Consider the following 16119-nt stretch of genomic DNA (forward strand, 5'->3'; position numbering starts at 1 on the left):
TCCTCAGATTTCTTTCGTTCTTAGGGGGTGTGGCCGGAACTACTGCGCGACCTGGGTGATCTCGAACGGGACCGGCTGCTGCGCAGCGTGCGGGTGGTTCTCGCCCGCGTAGACCTTCAGCTTCGAGAGCATCTGGCGGCCCAGGGTGTTCTTGGGGATCATGCCCTTGATGGCCTTCTCGACGGCCTTCTCGGGGTTCTTGTCCAGCAGCTCGTCGTAACGGACGGAGCGCAGACCACCCGGGAAGCCGGAGTGGCGGTACGCCAGCTTCTGGGTCTTCTTGTTGCCGGACAGGTGGACCTTGTCAGCGTTGATGATGATGACGAAGTCGCCCATGTCCATGTGGGGCGCGTACACGGGCTTGTGCTTGCCTCGCAGGAGGTTCGCAGCCGTGGTCGCCAGACGGCCCAGGACGATGTCCTGCGCGTCGATGATGTGCCACTGGCGAGTGACATCGCCGGGCTTGGGGCTGTACGTACGCACTTCGTAGCCTTCGCTTCTTCAGTGGATGGAGTCCAGACACACCTGAAGCGATCATGCAGCTGGGGCCTGCACTGCCGGGACACCGCCCGTATGCGAGCCACTGGTAACTGCTCCAGGGAACCTGCGTAAGGGCCCTTCGTGTAACAACGACGAAGCCAATACGCATAACAAACCGCAACAGTACCCGCGCCACCCCGGACGGGTCAAAACGCACCGCCCCCACCGACCACGGACCACGGACCACGGACCACCGGCCGACGATCAACGACCGCCGACCGCCGACCGCCCGAGGTCACCGCGCCCGCTCGACCCGCCGCTCGTCCCACACCGGCTCCGGCGTCTCCCGGACGACGCCGTCGGAGCCGAAGACCAGGAAGCGGTCGAAGCTCTTCGCGAACCAGCGGTCGTGGGTGACGGCCAGGACGGTCCCGTCGTACGACTCCAGGCCGTCCTGCAGTGCCTCCGCCGACTCCAGGTCCAGGTTGTCCGTCGGCTCGTCCAGGAGCAGCGCCGTCGTCCCCGCCAGCTCCAGGAGCAGGATCTGGAAACGGGCCTGCTGCCCGCCCGACAGCTTGTCGAAGGGCTGGTCGCCCTGGCGCTCCAGCTCGTACCGCCGCAGCATCGACATCGCCGCGCCCCGGTCCTTGGCGTGCTCGGTCCACAGGATGTCGACGAGCGGCCGCCCGGTCAGCTCCGGGTGCGCGTGGGTCTGCGCGAAGTGCCCGGGCACGACTCGCGCGCCCAGCTTCCAGTCACCCGTGTGGGCGACCGTCGGGTCCCCCGCGAGCAGCCGCAGGAAGTGCGACTTCCCGGAGCCGTTCGAGCCGAGGACCGCGACCCGCTCCCCGTAGAAGATCTCCAGCGAGAACGGCTTCATCAGACCGGTCAGCTCGAGGTTCTCGACGGTCACGGCCCGCACCCCGGTGCGCCCGCCGCGCAGCCGCATCCGGATCTCCTGCTCGCGCGGCGGCTCCGGCGGCGGGCCCGCCTCCTCGAACTTCCGCAGCCGGGTCTGGGCGGCGGCGTACCGCGAGGCCATGTCGTGGCTGACCGACGCCGCCTGCCGCAGGTTGAGCACGAGCTTCTTCAGCTGGGCGTGCTTCTCCTCCCAGCGCCGCTTCAGCTCCTCGAAGCGCGCGAACCGCTCGCGCCGCGCCTCGTGGAAGGTGTCGAAGCCGCCGCCGTGCACCCACACGTCCGAACCGGCCGGGCCGGGCTCCACCGCGACGATCTTCTGCGCGCCCCGGGAGAGCAGCTCCCGGTCGTGGGAGATGAAGAGCACGGTCTTACGGGTCTCCCGCAGCCGCTCCTCCAGCCACCGCTTGCCCGGCACGTCGAGGTAGTTGTCCGGCTCGTCGAGGAGCAGCACCTCGTCGGGGCCGCGCAGCAGGTACTCCAGGACCAGCCGCTTCTGCTCGCCGCCGGAGAGCGTCCGCACCTCCCGGAACTGCGCCTTCTCGTACGGGACGCCCAGCGCCGCCACGGTGCAGATGTCCCAGAGGGTCTCGGCCTCGTACCCCTGCACCTCGGCCCAGTCGCTGAGGGCCTGCGCGTACCTCATCTGCGCGGCCTCGTCGTCGACCGTCATGATCAGGTGCTCGGCCTCGTCGACCGCCTTCGCGGCGTCCCGGATCCGCGGCTGCGCCACCGAGACCAGCAGGTCACGGACGGTGGACGCGTCCCGCACGGAGCCGACGAACTGCGGCATGACGCCCAGGCCGCCGCTGACGGTGACGGAGCCGCCGTGCGGCTGGAGCTCCCCGGCGATCAGCCGGAGGAGTGTGGTCTTGCCGGCGCCGTTGGCCCCGACGAGGGCGACGACCGCGCCCTCCCCGACCCGGAAGGAGGCGTCCCCGAGCAGGACCCTCCCGTCCGGAAGGTAGTACTCAAGATGTGCGGCCTCGACATGTCCCATGAGGTGCATTGTCACCGCACGCGTCCCCTTCCCCCAAGCGGTTTAGGATGCGCGGCATGAGCTTTGGGGGACCGCAGTGGCCACAGGAGCCGCAGCAGCAGGGGCAGGGACAGCAGGGCCAGGGACAGCAGCCGGGCTTCGGGCAGCAGCCCGGATTCGGCGGACAGCCCGGCTACGGCGGCCGGCCCGAGTACGGACAGCAGCCGTACGGCGGCACGCAGCCCTACGGTGACGGGCAGGCGTACGGCGGGCAGCCCGCCCCCGCACCGCAGCAGCCGGACCCCTTCCCCGGCGCGCAGGGCGGCGGCACCCCGGACTGGGGCGCCCTCGCCGACGCCTCCGAGAGCCGCAGCCGCCGCAAGCGGTGGCTGCTGATCGGTGGCGGGGCCCTGGCCACGATCGCCGTCGGCGCGATCGTCGCCACCGCGATCGTCAGCACGAACAAGACCGGAAACGAGGCGAAGAACGGCGGGATCCCCACCGCCTCGGTCACCCCGACCGGCTCCCCCACGCCCGATCCGACCTTCTCCTCGGTGGCGCCCCCGCCCCCGCCGAACCCGAAGGACTACATCTCGGACCCGAAGAAGGACAAGGCCCCGATCTCCGCGGAGGGCCTCTTCCCGGGCAAGAAGATGAGCATGAACGGCCGCCCGTACAAGAAGGGCGCGACGTCCGCGACGGCGAACTGCGCGGCCGTCACGCAGGGCGGCCTCGGCACCGTCCTCAAGAAGAACGGCTGCCAGAAGGTGCTGCGCGCCACCTATGTGAAGGACGGCGTGGCGATCACCGTCGGCGTGGCCGTCTTCCCCTCGGAGGCCGCGGCCCTGAAGGCGAAGGCCCAGGCCACCGGCGGCATCGCACCGCTGGCGGGCGCCGGCGTGCGTGACTTCTGCCACGCCACGGTCTGCCTGCGCCGCTCGAACGCGATCGGCCGCTACGCCTACTTCACCCAGGCGGGCTTCGCCGACGGCAAGAAGGTCACCAAGGCCGACAAGCCGATCTTCCAGGCCAGCGACGACCTCGGCACCTTCGCCTTCAACCAGATCTACGCCCGCGGCCGGGCGCAGGCCTCAGCAGCAGCCAACGCTCCCGGGGAGTGACCGCTTGTTGCGCGCCTCCTTGCTGCGGGCGGCGAGCAGCGCGTCCTCCGGGTAGCCGACCTCTTCGAGGGTGAGGCCGTGCGGCCGTACGACGTGCACGGCCGAGTCCCGCACGCCGGCGGCGAGCACCTTGCCGGGCCAGTCGACCGGCCGGTGGCCGTCGCCGACGAAGAGCATCGCGCCGACGAGCGAGCGGACCATGTTGTGGCAGAAGGCGTCCGCCTTCACGGTCGCTTCCAGGACGCCGTCGTCCCGCCGCTCCCACCGCAGCACCTGAAGGGTGCGGATGGTCGTGGCGCCCTCGCGCTTCTTGCAGTACGCGGCGAAGTCGTGCTCGCCGACGAGCGCCGTCGCCGCCTCGTTCATGGCGTCCATGTCGAGGGCCCAGTCGTGCCACAGGACGTGCCCGCGCAGGAGCGGGTCGACGCCCCCGGGGTTGTCGGTGACGCGGTAGGCGTAGCGGCGCCAGATCGCCGAGAACCGGGCGTTGAAGCCGCTGGGGGCCTCCGCCACCTTCCACACCCGCACGTCGTGCGAGAGCCGCCCGGCGAGCCGCCTGAGCAGCTTGTCCCGGTGCTCCTCCCACAGCTCGACGGGCAGGTCGACGTGGGCGACCTGGCCGCGCGCGTGGACGCCGGAGTCGGTCCGGCCGGCGACGGTCAGCTCGTACGTCTCCGTGGACCGCGTCACGGTCCGCAGAGCGGCCTCGATCTCGCCCTGCACGGTGCGCCGGCCCTGGGGCTGCTTGGCCCAGCCGGAGAAGTCCCTGCCGTCGTACGAAAGGTCAAGGCGTACCCGTACGAACCCGTCCTGCACGTCATCGCTCACGCGGAATCATCCTCTCAAACACACGGGAACGGGCCCGCACCCCCAAGGGGTACGGGCCCGCACACGAGAACAGTCGATCGGAACGCTTACGCGTCCTTCGACTCCTCGGCCGGAGCCTCGGCGGCCGCGTCGGCCTCCTTGACGGCGCGCACGGTGGCGGCCTCGGCCTCGGCGACGGTCGCCTTCTTGGCGATCTCGCCCTCGACCAGCTCGATCACGGCCATCGGGGCGTTGTCGCCACGACGGTTGCCGATCTTGGTGATACGGGTGTAACCACCCGGACGCTCCGAGTAGCGCGGGGCGATCTCGGTGAAGAGGGTGTGGACGATGCCCTTGTCGGTGATCGTCTGCAGCACCAGGCGACGGTTGTGGATGTCGCCCTTCTTCGCCTTGGAGATCAGGCGCTCGGCGACGGGGCGCAGGCGACGGGCCTTGGCCTCGGTCGTCGTGATGCGGCCGTGCTCGAAGAGCGACTTCGCCAGGTTGGCGAGGAGCAGCTTCTCGTGCGCGGCGGAACCGCCGAGGCGGGCACCCTTCGCGGGACGCGGCATGGTGTTTCTCCTTGCGTTCTGCCCCGGCCGTATCAGGTACCGGAGTCAGTATCCGAGCGGGCGGTCGCCCGTCGAAGACCCCGCGCCCCCATCAGGGGCGCGGGGAACTGCGCGACCGGCCGAAGCCGGTCCGCAGCCAAATCTGGACCGTGAGGCCCGAGCTCTTAGTACTGCTCGGTCTCGACGAAACCGGCGTCCGCGTCGTCGTCGGCGCCGAAGGCGTCGGCGGCGGCGGTCGGGTCGAACCCGGGCGGCGAGTCCTTCAGCGCGAGGCCCATACCGGCCAGCTTCGCCTTGACCTCGTCGATCGACTTCGCACCGAAGTTGCGGATGTCGAGCAGGTCGGCCTCGGAGCGCGCCACGAGCTCACCCACGGAGTGGATGCCCTCACGCTTGAGGCAGTTGTACGAACGAACGGTGAGCTCGAGCTCCTCGATCGGCAGCGCGAGGTCGGCGGCGAGGGCGGCGTCCGTGGGGGACGGGCCCATGTCGATGCCCTCGGCGTCGATGTTGAGCTCGCGCGCCAGACCGAACAGCTCGACCAGGGTCTTGCCGGCGGACGCCATGGCGTCACGCGGGCGCATGGCCTGCTTGGTCTCGACGTCGACGATCAGCTTGTCGAAGTCGGTGCGCTGCTCGACACGGGTCGCCTCGACCTTGTACGTGACCTTGAGCACCGGCGAGTAGATGGAGTCGACCGGAATGCGACCGATCTCCTGGCCCACCTGCTTGTTCTGCACGGCGGAGACGTAGCCGCGACCGCGCTCGACGGTCAGCTCCATCTCCAGCTTGCCCTTGCCGTTGAGCGTGGCGAGGACGAGGTCGGGGTTGTGCACCTCGACACCGGCCGGGGGCGCGATGTCGGCGGCGGTGACCAGACCCGGGCCCTGCTTGCGCAGGTACATCACGACCGGCTCGTCGTGCTCCGAGGAGACGACCAGCTGCTTGATGTTCAGGATGAGGTCGGTGACGTCCTCCTTGACGCCCGGCACGGTGGTGAACTCGTGCAGGACACCGTCGATGCGGATGCTGGTGACAGCGGCACCCGGGATCGAGGAGAGGAGGGTACGGCGGAGGGAGTTGCCGAGGGTGTAGCCGAAGCCCGGCTCCAGCGGCTCGATCACGAACCGGGAGCGGAACTCGTCGACGACCTCTTCGGTCAGCGACGGACGCTGAGCGATCAGCATGTCTCTGTGTCCTTCAGTCGTGGACGCCCACTATTTGACGCCCGACGGATGTAGCTACTGCGGTACTGCTACTGCAAGGGTACGGGCGGCACGGTCCGAAGAGCCGTACCGCCCGAAGTCCTGGGTCAAGCAGCCGTGCGTCAGACGCGGCGGCGCTTGGGGGGACGGCAGCCGTTGTGCGGCGTGGGGGTGACGTCCTGGATCGAACCGACCTCGAGGCCCGTGGCCTGGAGGGAGCGGATCGCGGTCTCGCGGCCGGAGCCCGGACCCTTGACGAAGACGTCGACCTTGCGCATGCCGTGCTCCTGCGCGCGGCGAGCGGCCGACTCGGCGGCCATCTGCGCGGCGAACGGGGTGGACTTGCGCGAGCCCTTGAAGCCGACGTGGCCGGCGGAGGCCCAGGAGATCACGTTGCCCGAGGGGTCCGTGATCGAGACGATCGTGTTGTTGAACGTGCTCTTGATGTGCGCGTGGCCGTGAGCGACGTTCTTCTTTTCCTTGCGGCGCACCTTCTTGGCAGCGCCCTGACGACCCTTGGGGGGCATCTATAACTCCTACGGGAGGTGGTCGGTCCTACAGCGAAGACCGCTTGGTCAAGCGTCCGCTGAGGACTACTTCTTGCCCGGCTTCTTCTTGCCGGCGATGGCGCGACGCGGGCCCTTGCGGGTACGAGCGTTCGTGCTGGTGCGCTGACCGCGAACGGGCAGGCCACGACGGTGGCGCAGACCCTGGTAGCAGCCGATCTCGACCTTGCGGCGGATGTCGGCGGCGATCTCGCGGCGGAGGTCACCCTCGGTCTGGAGGTTGGCGTCCACGTACTCACGGATCTTGACGAGGTCTTCCTCGGCAAGGTCACGGACACGGGTGGACGGGTTCACGCCGGTCGCGGCGAGGATCTCCTCGGACCGGGTGCGCCCGATGCCGAAGACGTAGGTGAGTGCGACCACCACACGCTTTTCGCGCGGGATGTCAACACCGGAAACGCGTGCCATTCAATGGCTCCTGTGTTCTCGGGGGTCTGCTGCAGAACCGCTCCCGACCGCCGACTCCCCGACTGCTCGAAGAGTGGTACGTCCGGGTCCCCGGCCCCCACCGGAGGTGCCGTCAACCGTGGAACACGGCCCGACGGGCTCTGCGTATGTACGTATTGCTATGCGTCGCGCGAAGAACTGCGAAATGCAGGTCGGTCGGCGTGCGTCAGCCCTGGCGCTGCTTGTGGCGCAGGTTGTCGCAGATGACCATGACCCGGCCGTGACGGCGGATCACCTTGCACTTGTCGCAGATCTTCTTGACGCTCGGCTTGACCTTCATGGGATGTGAGGTTCTCCGGGTCAGTGCCACCACCCGCGCGCGGAGGCGGGGTGCGGGCAAGATCTACTTGTACCGGTAGACGATCCGGCCACGCGTCAGGTCGTACGGAGAGAGCTCCACGACGACCCGGTCGTCCGGAAGGATTCGGATGTAGTGCATCCGCATCTTGCCGGAGATGTGCGCGAGGACCTTGTGACCGTTCTGGAGCTCCACCTTGAACATGGCGTTCGGGAGGGACTCGATCACGGTGCCCTCGATTTCGATGGCACCTTGCTTCTTGGCCACGCTTCGCCTTTCGAATCGGCTACCTTGATCGACTCTCGCCGCCGTATGCGGACACACGGGTACACGAGAGCCGACGCATCAGTCTACGTCAGGCCCCTGGAAAAGACGAATCCGGGAAGTTTGCCCACAGTAGAAGATCATTACTCGAACGATGGAGCCAGGGCTACGCCAGCGGGTCCGGCGCCGCCGTCACGCCCAGTTCCGCCAGCTTCGCCTTGCCGCCGTCGACTGCCGTCAGGACCAGCGGGCCCTCCTCGGTGAGGGCGATCGAGTGCTCCCAGTGGGACGACCAGGTGCCGTCCGTCGTGACGACCGTCCAGTCGTCCTTGAGGACCTCCGTGTGCGGGGTGCCCAGGGAGACCATCGGCTCGATCGCGAGGCAGAGGCCGGGGACCAGCTTCGGGCCCTTGCCGCGCTTGCGGGAGACGTAGTTCAGCAGGTGCGGGTCCATGTGCATCTCGGTGCCGATGCCGTGGCCGCCGTAGTCCTCGACGATCCCGTACCGCCCGAGGCTGTGCTCGCCGACCGAGGGGCGCGGCTGCCGCTTGATGTACGTCTCGATGGCCTTCGAGATGTCGACGAGCCGGTTGCCGAGCTTCATCGCCGCGATGCCGGCCCACATCGACTCCTCCGTCACCCGGGAGAGCTCGACCAGCTCGGGCGCGTGCCCGGTGCCCACGAACGCCGTGTAGGCCGCGTCACCGTGCCAGCCGTCCACGATCGCACCCGCGTCGATGGAGATGATGTCGCCGTCCTTGAGGACGGTCTTGTCGTCGGGGATGCCGTGGACGACGACCTCGTTCACCGAGGTGCAGATCGTCGCGGGGAACCCGCCGTACCCGAGGAAGTTCGACTTCGCCCCGTGCTCGGCGATGACCTTCCGCGAGACCTCGTCCAGGTCCCGGGTCGTGGCGCCCGGCACGGCCGCCTCACGGGTCGCCGCGTGGATGGCGGCGACGACCAGCCCCGCCTCGCGCATCTTCGCGATCTGCTCGGGGGTCTTGATCTGCACCATCGTGGCCGCGGCCTTTCATCGAGTACGGGGAACAGAACAACGATACGGCCGCGGCGCCCCCGAGGGGCACCGCGGCCGTATCGAACGAACCAGGGGTTACTTCTTGAGCGCGGCCATCGCCTTCGCGGTGACCTCGTCCACCTTGCCGAGCGCCGAGATCGTCTCGACCAGGTTCTGCGCCCGGTAGTAGTCGATGATCGGCTCGGTCTCCGTGTGGTAGACCTCCAGGCGCCGGCGGACGGTCTCCTCGGAGTCGTCGTCGCGCTGGTACAGCTCGCCGCCACAGGCGTCGCAGACGCCCGCGGTCTTCGGAGCGTTGTACGTCACGTGGAACACGTGAGAGGAGTCGTTGCGGCAGATGCGGCGACCCGCGATCCGCTTCACGACCTCGTCCTCGGGGACCTCCAGGTCCAGGACCGCGTCCAGCTGGACGTGCCCCGCCTTGAGGATCTCGTCGAGAGCCTCGGCCTGGGCCACGTTGCGCGGGAACCCGTCGAGCAGGAAGCCGTTCACGGCGTCCGGCTGCTCCATGCGGTCCTTGGCCATCCCGATCGTCACGGAGTCCGGCACGAGCTGGCCGGCCTTCATGTACGACTGCGCCTCCACACCCAGCTCCGTGCCCTGCGAGATGTTGGCACGGAACAGGTCACCCGTGGAGATGTGCGGGATACCCAGGTTCTTGGCAAGGTACGCGGCCTGCGTACCCTTGCCGGCCCCGGGCGGTCCGACGAGGACGATTCGCATCAGCGGAGGAACCCTTCGTAATTGCGCTGCTGGAGCTGGCTCTCGATCTGCTTCACGGTCTCCAGCCCCACACCCACGATGATGAGGATGCTCGTCCCACCGAAGGGGAAGTTGGCATTGGCGCCACCGAAGCCTGCCAACGCCATCGTCGGCACAAGAGCGATCAGACCCAAGTACAGCGAGCCCGGCCAAGTGATCCGGTTGAGCACGTAGCTCAGGTACTCGGCAGTAGGTCGACCAGCCCGGATACCCGGGATGAAGCCACCATACTTCTTCATGTTGTCGGCAACTTCCTCGGGGTTGAACGAGATCGCCACGTAGAAGAAGGCGAAGAACACGATCAGGAGGAAGTACGTAGCGATGTAGTAGGGGTGGTCACCCTTGACGAAGTGGGCTTCGATCCAGGTCTTCCACCCCGCGGTGGAGTTCGAGAACTGCGCGATCAAGGCCGGGATGTAGAGCAGCGACGACGCGAAGATGACAGGAATCACACCTGCCTGGTTCACCTTCAACGGGATGTAAGTGGACGTACCGCCGTAGGAGCGCCGGCCGATCATCCGCTTCGCGTACTGCACGGGGATGCGTCGCTGTGCCTGCTCGACGAAGACCACGAGGGCCACCATCGCGAAGCCGACGAGGATCACGGTGCCGAACTCGATCCAGCCGTCGGCCAGGTCACCCTCGACCTTGATCTTCCACAGCGCGCCCGGGAAGCCGGCGGCGATCGAGATGAACATCAGGATCGACATGCCGTTGCCGATGCCACGGTCGGTGATGATCTCGCCGAGCCACATGACGACGGCGGTGCCCGCGGTCATCGTGATGACCATCGTGGCGATCGTGAAGATCGACTGGTCCGGCACGACCTGGTCGGCGACGGCACAACCGCTGAAGAGCGCGCCGCTCTTGGCCGTGGCCACGAGACCGGTGCCCTGGAGGACGGCGAGGGCGATCGTCAGGTACCGCGTGTACTGCGTGATCTTGGCGGTGCCGGACTGACCCTCCTTCTTGAGGGCCTCCAGGCGCGGGATCACGACGGTCAGCAGCTGCAGGATGATGCTCGCCGTGATGTACGGCATGATGCCGAGCGCGAAGATGGTGATCTGCAGCAGCGCCCCGCCACTGAACATGTTGACCAGGCCGAACAGGCTGTTGTTGCCCTCGCTGGCCTGCTTGACACACTGCTGAACAGCCTCGTAGCTGACGCCGGGCACCGGGATGTGCGCGCCGAGGCGGTACAGCACGATGATGGCGAGCGTGAAGAGCAGTTTCTTGCGCAGGTCGGGCGTCTTGAACGCCCGGGCGAACGCGGTGAGCACGGTGCCTCCTGCGACCCCCGCGCTATGCGTCAAGGGTGACGGTCTTGAGGTTCGACGATTGGTTATCGGTCATCGAGCCCGTGCGGGCATACCGCACGGAGTCTAGACAGTGCACGCCACCTTACCGGCGACCATGCCCCCCTAGGAACGACCAACCGTGGATGCCCCTTTTGGGAGATATCCCGGCGGGGGCCGCCCTCCCCGCGCCGGGGCGGTCGACTTTGGTCGGCCTCCCGCTCCGACCAAGAGCCGTCATGACACCGTGCCCCGCCCCCAGAAGACTGATCGAGCCGATCCGGACCGACCGGCCGGAGCGGCTCGATACCCGTCGATCCCACTTCTGGGGGAACACCTGTGAAGACGTCACTCACCGTCGCGACCGCCGTGGGCGCCGCTCTCCTGATGGGCGCCGGCTCCGCCGCCGCCCGGCCCGCCGCGCCGAGCCCCGCCCCGGCGGTCGCCGCGCAGGCGGCCGCCGCACCGCAGGCCGTGGCCGCGGGCTGCTACCTCGCGGTGTACACGCCGTGGAAGGAGAACATGGCGAGCAGTGGGCGGAACGACCACGCCCGCGGCAAGTACAGGACCGTGAACAACTGCAGCGGCTGGTACAACACCGCGCTGCTCCAGTACCACCGCTGGGACGGCTGGAACCGCATCGCCGGTACGGAGTGGGTCGGCAACCGCGGCATGAGCCACCTCCAGTGGAAGTGCCAGGGCAAGGGCACGTTCACGTACCGCACGAAGGGGTCCGTACGCGGTGGCAGTCCGGCCCGGGTCGGCTGGGCCACCAGCGCGGAACGCCGCTTCACCTGCTGACGTGAGGCACGTACGGATCGCCGTCGCGGGCGGCGCCGCGGTGGCGGCCACGATCGTGGCCGTCGCCGTCGGCGCCCCCGACGCCGGAGGGAGCGCGCGTGACGACGGCCGGGCCGGGGCGGGACCCGGGGCGGCCGTCACCCGGATCGAGTTCACGGAGGCGGCTCCGTCGGACGCCGACCAGTCCGTGACGACGAACCGCACGGTGGAGATGTACGCCGAACACCGGGGCGACGCGGTGAGCAGACTCCGCTTCGTGATCACTTTCGAAGGGCGTCTGGCGGAGGAGCGCGTCTGGAGTGCCGACCGCCCCGAATCCATCACGTCGCGGAACTGGGCGTCCTGTACGACCGGGGAGGAAGCCACCCCGGCGCCGAGGCCGGACAGCCTGGAGGTGATCCTGACGGGGTACTTCGGACCTCGCGAGATCCCCCGGGACGCGAAGAGGACCGCCTCCGGCGCGCACCGGTGGGAGACGCCCACGGGCATGATGCTCATGACGTACACCGACCTCGGCGGCGCGTATCCCCACCGGATCGTCGAGATCAAGGGACCCGACGGCTCGGTGGGCTCCACGATCAGCGGTACCCGGACGAGTGACCGCTCCTCCTTCCCCGACTGGAGGACGGGCTGGCGGAGCTGTCGTCCCTCCACCGGTGCGCTCTGAACCGGAACATCAGGTACTGCTCAAAGTGACTGTGCATGTGCAATCGGCCTGGATACAGTCGTGATCACCCAGGGGGCGGCGGCGGGGGAACGCAGCGTCGCCCCCTCGCCGCGATCGCGAAGTGGGGGAAATGAGCACGTTACGCCTTGCACATGCCCATGTCCTTGTCGCCGATGACAGCCCGACCCGCACGCTCGGCCTCATCCAGATCGTCCAGCGGTTCTCGTACGTGAAGACGATCAGCACCTGTACCTTCGACGGCCTGGCCGAGGCGGTCGACCGCGCCGCCCCGGATCTCGTCCTGCTCAGCACCGCCGACGCGCCCGAGGACGACCTGACCACCGTCCTGCTGCCCCGGCCGAGGGAGCACGTGGTCCGGTTCATCTCCGTCGGCCGTCCGGCGCGAACCCGGATCACCCCGTCCAGCGTGTCCGCGGGTCTCCACGGGTTCCTGCCCGACACCGCCACGCCCGAGGACTTCAACCGCGCGTTGTCCGCGGCGCTCGCGGGCTTCACCTACTTCCCCCGCGACATGACGGAGGAGCTGACCGGGTTCCGCATGCGGTTCCCGCAGCTGACTCCACGGGAACAGCAGGTGCTGGACCTGCTCTCCGACGGGATGAGCAACCACCGCATCGCGAGTTCCCTGGGGATCAAGGAGGCCACGGTGAAGATGTACGTGACGCACGTGCTGGCCAAGCTGGAGGTCGAGAGCCGGCTCCAGGCCTGCCTCAAGGCCCGGGGCCTCACCGCGGCCGCGGCCTGATCCCGGCCCGGGCGCGACATCTCGTCCGGACACGAAGAAGCCCGGCCGGCTCCCCCGAGGGGGAACCGGCCGGGCTTACTCAGTACTGCTGTCTACCGGACTCAGACGAGCTCGGTGACGGTGCCACCGGCGGCGGCGATCTTCTCCTTGGCGGAGCCGGAGACGGCGTCAACCGAAACCTGCAGCGCCACGGTGATCTCGCCGGTGCCGAGCACCTTGACGAGGCTGTTCTTGCGAACCGCGCCCTTGGCGACCAGGTCGGCCACCGTGACCTCTCCACCCTCGGGGTAGAGAGCGCCGAGCTTGTCCAGGTTCACGACCTGGAACTCGGTGCGGAACGGGTTCTTGAAGCCCTTGAGCTTCGGCAGACGCATGTGGAGGGGCATCTGCCCACCCTCGAAGCGCTGCGGAACCTGGTAACGGGCCTTCGTACCCTTGGTACCACGACCGGCCGTCTTACCCTTCGACGCCTCACCACGACCGACACGGGTCTTCGCGGTCTTGGCACCGGGGGCCGGACGGAGGTTGTGGGCCTTCAGCGGGCTGTTCTCCGCCATTTTACTCAACCTCCTCGACCGTCACGAGGTGGCGGACGGTGTGCACCATGCCGCGGAACTCGGGGCGGTCCTCCTTGACAACCACGTCGTTGACCTTCTTGAGGCCAAGCGAGCGCAGGGTGTCGCGGTGGTTCTGCTTGCTGCCGATGTACGACTTCGTCTGCGTGACCTTGAGGCGAGCCATTACGCACCCGCCCCAGCACGCGCACGGAGCAGAGCCGCGGGAGCGACGTCCTCGAGGGGCAGACCACGGCGAGCCGCGATCTCCTCGGGACGCTGCAGGCCCTTCAGGGCCTCCACGGTCGCGTGCACGATGTTGATCGCGTTGTCGGAGCCGAGCGACTTCGACAGGATGTCGTGAACGCCGGCGCACTCGAGCACCGCGCGCACCGGGCCACCGGCGATAACACCGGTACCGGGGGAAGCAGGCTTGAGCAGGACGACGCCCGCAGCCTTCTCGCCCTGGATCGGGTGCGGGATGGTGCCCTGGATGCGGGGAACCTTGAAGAAGTTCTTCTTGGCTTCCTCGACGCCCTTGGCGATGGCCGCGGGAACTTCCTTGGCCTTGCCGTAACCGACACCTACGGTGCCGTCACCGTCGCCCACCACGACCAGCGCGGTGAAGCTGAAGCGGCGACCACCCTTGACAACCTTGGCGACGCGGTTGATCGCGACAACGCGCTCAACGTACGCGGTCTTCTCGGCGGCAGCGCCACCGTCGCGGCCCTTCCGGTCCCGCCGCTCGCCGCCACCGGCACCGCTTCCGCGGCGCTGGGGTCCAGCCATTGGATTACCTCTCTCTGTTACGTCCGTTAGTCCCGGAACCGGGGCTTAGAACTTCAGCCCGGCTTCGCGGGCGGCGTCAGCCAGAGCGGCAATGCGCCCGGCGTACCTGTTGCCACCACGGTCGAACACGACAGCCTCGACACCGGCGGCCTTGGCGCGCTCGGCGACCAGGGAACCGACCTGCTTGGCCTGCGCGGACTTGTCACCCTCGCCACCGCGGATCGACGCGTCCAGGGTCGACGCAGACGCAAGGGTGTGACCCTTGAGGTCGTCGATGACCTGAGCGGTGATACCGCGGTTGGAACGCGTCACGACGAGGCGCGGACGCTCCGCCGTACCCGACACGTTCTTGCGGATGCGGATGTGGCGGCGCTTCTTGGCGGCACCCTTGTAGGCGTCACCCTTGGCGATCTTCACACCGTATGCCATGGCTTACTTACCAGCCTTTCCGACCTTGCGGCGGATGACCTCACCCGCATACTTCACGCCCTTGGCCTTGTAGGGGTCGGGCTTGCGAAGCTTGCGGATGTTGGCGGCGACCTCGCCGACCTTCTGCTTGTCGATGCCCTCGACCGAGAACTTGGTCGGCGACTCGACCTTGAACGAGATGCCCTCGGGCGCCTCGACCAGGATCGGGTGGCTGTAGCCGAGCTGGAACTCCAGGTTGGAGCCCTTCGCGGCGACGCGGTAACCGACACCGCTGATCTCGAGCGCCTTCACGTAACCCTGGGTCACACCGGTGATCATGTTGGCCACCAGCGTGCGGGACAGGCCGTGGAGGGCCTTGTTCTGACGCTCGTCGTTCGGACGGGTGACGTTGAGAACGCCCTCCTCGCCCTTAACGATCTCGATCGGAGCGGCGACGGTGTGGCTCAGGGTGCCCTTGGAACCCTTCACCGTGACCGTGCGGCCATCGATGGTGACGTCCACGCCGGCGGGAACCGGGATAGGCAGCTTGCCAATACGCGACATGAGCTTTCCTTCCTTTCCCGACTACCAGACGTAGGCGAGGACTTCCCCACCTACGCCCTTCTTGCCTGCCTGCTGGCCGGTCAGGAGACCGTGGGACGTGGAGATGATCGCCACGCCCAGGCCGCCGAGAACCTTCGGCAGGTTGGTGGACTTCGCGTAAACCCGGAGACCGGGCTTCGAGATCCGCTTGATGCCCGCGATGGAGCGCTCACGGTTCGGACCGAACTTGAGCTCGAGGACGAGGTTCTTGCCGACCTCGGCGTCCTCGACCTTCCAGCCCGTGATGAAGCCCTCCTGCTGGAGGATTTCCGCGATGTGAGACTTGATCTTGCTGTGCGGCATCGTCACGGAGTCGTGGTATGCCGAGTTCGCGTTACGCAGACGAGTCAGCATGTCCGCGATCGGATCAGTCATGGTCATGAATTGGCCTTCGGCCTCTCTCGCCGGGGTTTCCTGTATGCGCCATCCCTCTCCCCACACAGGGGCGGGACGGGTGCGGCGCGGGGACCTACGGCGTAGTAAGTCGTACGGGCGGCGGACGCCCAACCCCACAAGCCTAAGGCATACGGGGGTGGGCCTCCGCCGACCCAGTGCTTACCGAGAGACTCCGGTCATCCCAACTAGGGGATTACCAGGAGCTCTTGGTCACGCCCGGCAGCTCGCCACGGTGAGCCATCTCACGGAGGCACACGCGGCACAGGCCGAACTTGCGGTACACGGAGTGGGGACGACCACAGCGCTGGCAGCGCGTGTAGCCACGCACGCCGAACTTGGGCTTGCGGGCAGCCTTCGCGATGAGAGCCTTCTTCGCCATCTC

23 protein-coding genes are annotated in these 16119 nt (G+C 67.9%); 4 read left to right on the top strand and 19 right to left on the bottom strand.

Annotated elements, in window-relative coordinates; translation table 11 throughout:
- Positions 1-39: 39 nt before the first annotated feature.
- A complete protein-coding gene (gene rplM, locus ACF08F_RS11330; RefSeq protein ID WP_055641831.1) occupies positions 40-483 on the bottom strand; it encodes a 50S ribosomal protein L13 in 444 nt (147 codons plus the stop codon).
- Between the two features lie 292 nt (positions 484-775).
- Entirely contained in the window at positions 776-2398 is a 1623-nt protein-coding gene (locus ACF08F_RS11335; RefSeq protein WP_392298283.1) for an ABC-F family ATP-binding cassette domain-containing protein, read from the bottom strand.
- Between the two features lie 56 nt (positions 2399-2454).
- On the opposite strand from ACF08F_RS11335, the gene ACF08F_RS11340 reads away from it, so the two are divergent.
- Positions 2455-3498, top strand: coding sequence for a hypothetical protein (locus tag ACF08F_RS11340; protein WP_392298284.1), 1044 nt, complete (start codon positions 2455-2457; stop codon positions 3496-3498).
- Here the strand turns inward: ACF08F_RS11340 and truA are convergent.
- The 10 genes from truA to secY form a co-directional block, all read right to left on the bottom strand.
- Positions 3469-4326 (bottom strand): tRNA pseudouridine(38-40) synthase TruA, encoded by an 858-nt coding sequence (gene truA, locus ACF08F_RS11345; RefSeq protein ID WP_392298285.1) that lies wholly within the window; start codon positions 4324-4326, stop codon positions 3469-3471. The two genes, ACF08F_RS11340 and truA, sit on opposite strands and share 30 nt — an antisense overlap.
- An 86-nt stretch (positions 4327-4412) precedes the next feature.
- Positions 4413-4877, bottom strand: coding sequence for a 50S ribosomal protein L17 (gene rplQ / locus ACF08F_RS11350; RefSeq protein WP_189511768.1), 465 nt, complete (start codon positions 4875-4877; stop codon positions 4413-4415).
- Between the two features lie 164 nt (positions 4878-5041).
- A complete protein-coding gene (locus ACF08F_RS11355; protein ID WP_003966937.1) occupies positions 5042-6064 on the bottom strand; it encodes a DNA-directed RNA polymerase subunit alpha in 1023 nt (340 codons plus the stop codon).
- Between the two features lie 140 nt (positions 6065-6204).
- On the bottom strand, positions 6205-6609 hold the full coding sequence (rpsK, locus tag ACF08F_RS11360; protein ID WP_003956432.1) for a 30S ribosomal protein S11: 405 nt from the start codon (positions 6607-6609) through the stop codon (positions 6205-6207).
- Between the two features lie 66 nt (positions 6610-6675).
- A complete protein-coding gene (gene rpsM, locus ACF08F_RS11365; protein WP_015035595.1) occupies positions 6676-7056 on the bottom strand; it encodes a 30S ribosomal protein S13 in 381 nt (126 codons plus the stop codon).
- A 205-nt stretch (positions 7057-7261) separates the two neighbouring features.
- Positions 7262-7375: a 50S ribosomal protein L36 gene (gene rpmJ, locus ACF08F_RS11370; RefSeq protein ID WP_003956441.1), complete on the bottom strand. Its 114-nt coding sequence runs from the start codon at positions 7373-7375 to the stop codon at positions 7262-7264.
- A gap of 63 nt (positions 7376-7438) precedes the next feature.
- Positions 7439-7660 (bottom strand): translation initiation factor IF-1, encoded by a 222-nt coding sequence (gene infA / locus ACF08F_RS11375; protein ID WP_003956442.1) that lies wholly within the window; start codon positions 7658-7660, stop codon positions 7439-7441.
- Between the two features lie 163 nt (positions 7661-7823).
- On the bottom strand, positions 7824-8675 hold the full coding sequence (map, locus tag ACF08F_RS11380) for a type I methionyl aminopeptidase (protein ID WP_150267009.1): 852 nt from the start codon (positions 8673-8675) through the stop codon (positions 7824-7826).
- 96 nt (positions 8676-8771) lie between these two features.
- On the bottom strand, positions 8772-9419 hold the full coding sequence (locus ACF08F_RS11385; RefSeq protein WP_392298286.1) for an adenylate kinase: 648 nt from the start codon (positions 9417-9419) through the stop codon (positions 8772-8774).
- Positions 9419-10738: a preprotein translocase subunit SecY gene (secY, locus tag ACF08F_RS11390; protein WP_392298287.1), complete on the bottom strand. Its 1320-nt coding sequence runs from the start codon at positions 10736-10738 to the stop codon at positions 9419-9421. The genes ACF08F_RS11385 and secY overlap by 1 nt, the downstream gene beginning before the upstream one ends.
- A gap of 354 nt (positions 10739-11092) precedes the next feature.
- Between secY and ACF08F_RS11395 the strand changes: the two genes are divergently transcribed.
- From ACF08F_RS11395 to ACF08F_RS11405, 3 genes are all read left to right on the top strand, one after another.
- On the top strand, positions 11093-11554 hold the full coding sequence (locus tag ACF08F_RS11395; protein WP_392298288.1) for a hypothetical protein: 462 nt from the start codon (positions 11093-11095) through the stop codon (positions 11552-11554).
- Between the two features lies 1 nt (position 11555).
- Positions 11556-12221 carry a hypothetical protein gene (locus ACF08F_RS11400; RefSeq protein WP_392298289.1) on the top strand — a complete coding sequence of 222 codons (666 nt, stop codon included), beginning with the start codon at positions 11556-11558 and terminating at the stop codon, positions 12219-12221.
- A gap of 130 nt (positions 12222-12351) precedes the next feature.
- The gene (locus tag ACF08F_RS11405; RefSeq protein WP_392298290.1) at positions 12352-12987 is read left to right on the top strand and encodes a LuxR C-terminal-related transcriptional regulator; all 636 of its coding nucleotides are present in this window, start codon (positions 12352-12354) and stop codon (positions 12985-12987) included.
- 101 nt (positions 12988-13088) lie between these two features.
- Here ACF08F_RS11405 and rplO read toward each other — a convergent pair whose 3' ends face one another.
- The 7 genes from rplO to ACF08F_RS11440 all read right to left on the bottom strand — a co-directional run bounded on the left by rplO (position 13089) and on the right by ACF08F_RS11440 (position 16116).
- Complete coding sequence (gene rplO / locus ACF08F_RS11410; protein ID WP_024755416.1) at positions 13089-13544, bottom strand: 50S ribosomal protein L15; 456 nt, start codon at positions 13542-13544, stop codon at positions 13089-13091.
- Between the two features lies 1 nt (position 13545).
- The gene (rpmD, locus tag ACF08F_RS11415) at positions 13546-13728 is read right to left on the bottom strand and encodes a 50S ribosomal protein L30 (RefSeq protein WP_024755415.1); all 183 of its coding nucleotides are present in this window, start codon (positions 13726-13728) and stop codon (positions 13546-13548) included.
- Entirely contained in the window at positions 13728-14330 is a 603-nt protein-coding gene (rpsE, locus tag ACF08F_RS11420; protein ID WP_015035588.1) for a 30S ribosomal protein S5, read from the bottom strand. Before rpsE ends, rpmD begins: the two co-directional genes overlap by 1 nt.
- Positions 14331-14375: 45 nt before the next feature.
- Positions 14376-14759 carry a 50S ribosomal protein L18 gene (rplR, locus tag ACF08F_RS11425; protein ID WP_056651228.1) on the bottom strand — a complete coding sequence of 128 codons (384 nt, stop codon included), beginning with the start codon at positions 14757-14759 and terminating at the stop codon, positions 14376-14378.
- Between the two features lie 3 nt (positions 14760-14762).
- Positions 14763-15302: a 50S ribosomal protein L6 gene (rplF, locus tag ACF08F_RS11430; RefSeq protein WP_392298291.1), complete on the bottom strand. Its 540-nt coding sequence runs from the start codon at positions 15300-15302 to the stop codon at positions 14763-14765.
- 21 nt (positions 15303-15323) lie between these two features.
- Positions 15324-15722 (bottom strand): 30S ribosomal protein S8, encoded by a 399-nt coding sequence (rpsH, locus tag ACF08F_RS11435; protein ID WP_015035585.1) that lies wholly within the window; start codon positions 15720-15722, stop codon positions 15324-15326.
- A 208-nt stretch (positions 15723-15930) separates the two neighbouring features.
- Positions 15931-16116, bottom strand: a complete 186-nt coding sequence (locus ACF08F_RS11440) for a type Z 30S ribosomal protein S14 (RefSeq protein ID WP_003948630.1) — start codon at positions 16114-16116, stop codon at positions 15931-15933.
- Positions 16117-16119 lie beyond the last annotated feature (3 nt).

It is taken from the genome of Streptomyces sp. NPDC015130, assembly GCF_043080005.1.
Lineage (GTDB): Bacteria > Actinomycetota > Actinomycetes > Streptomycetales > Streptomycetaceae > Streptomyces.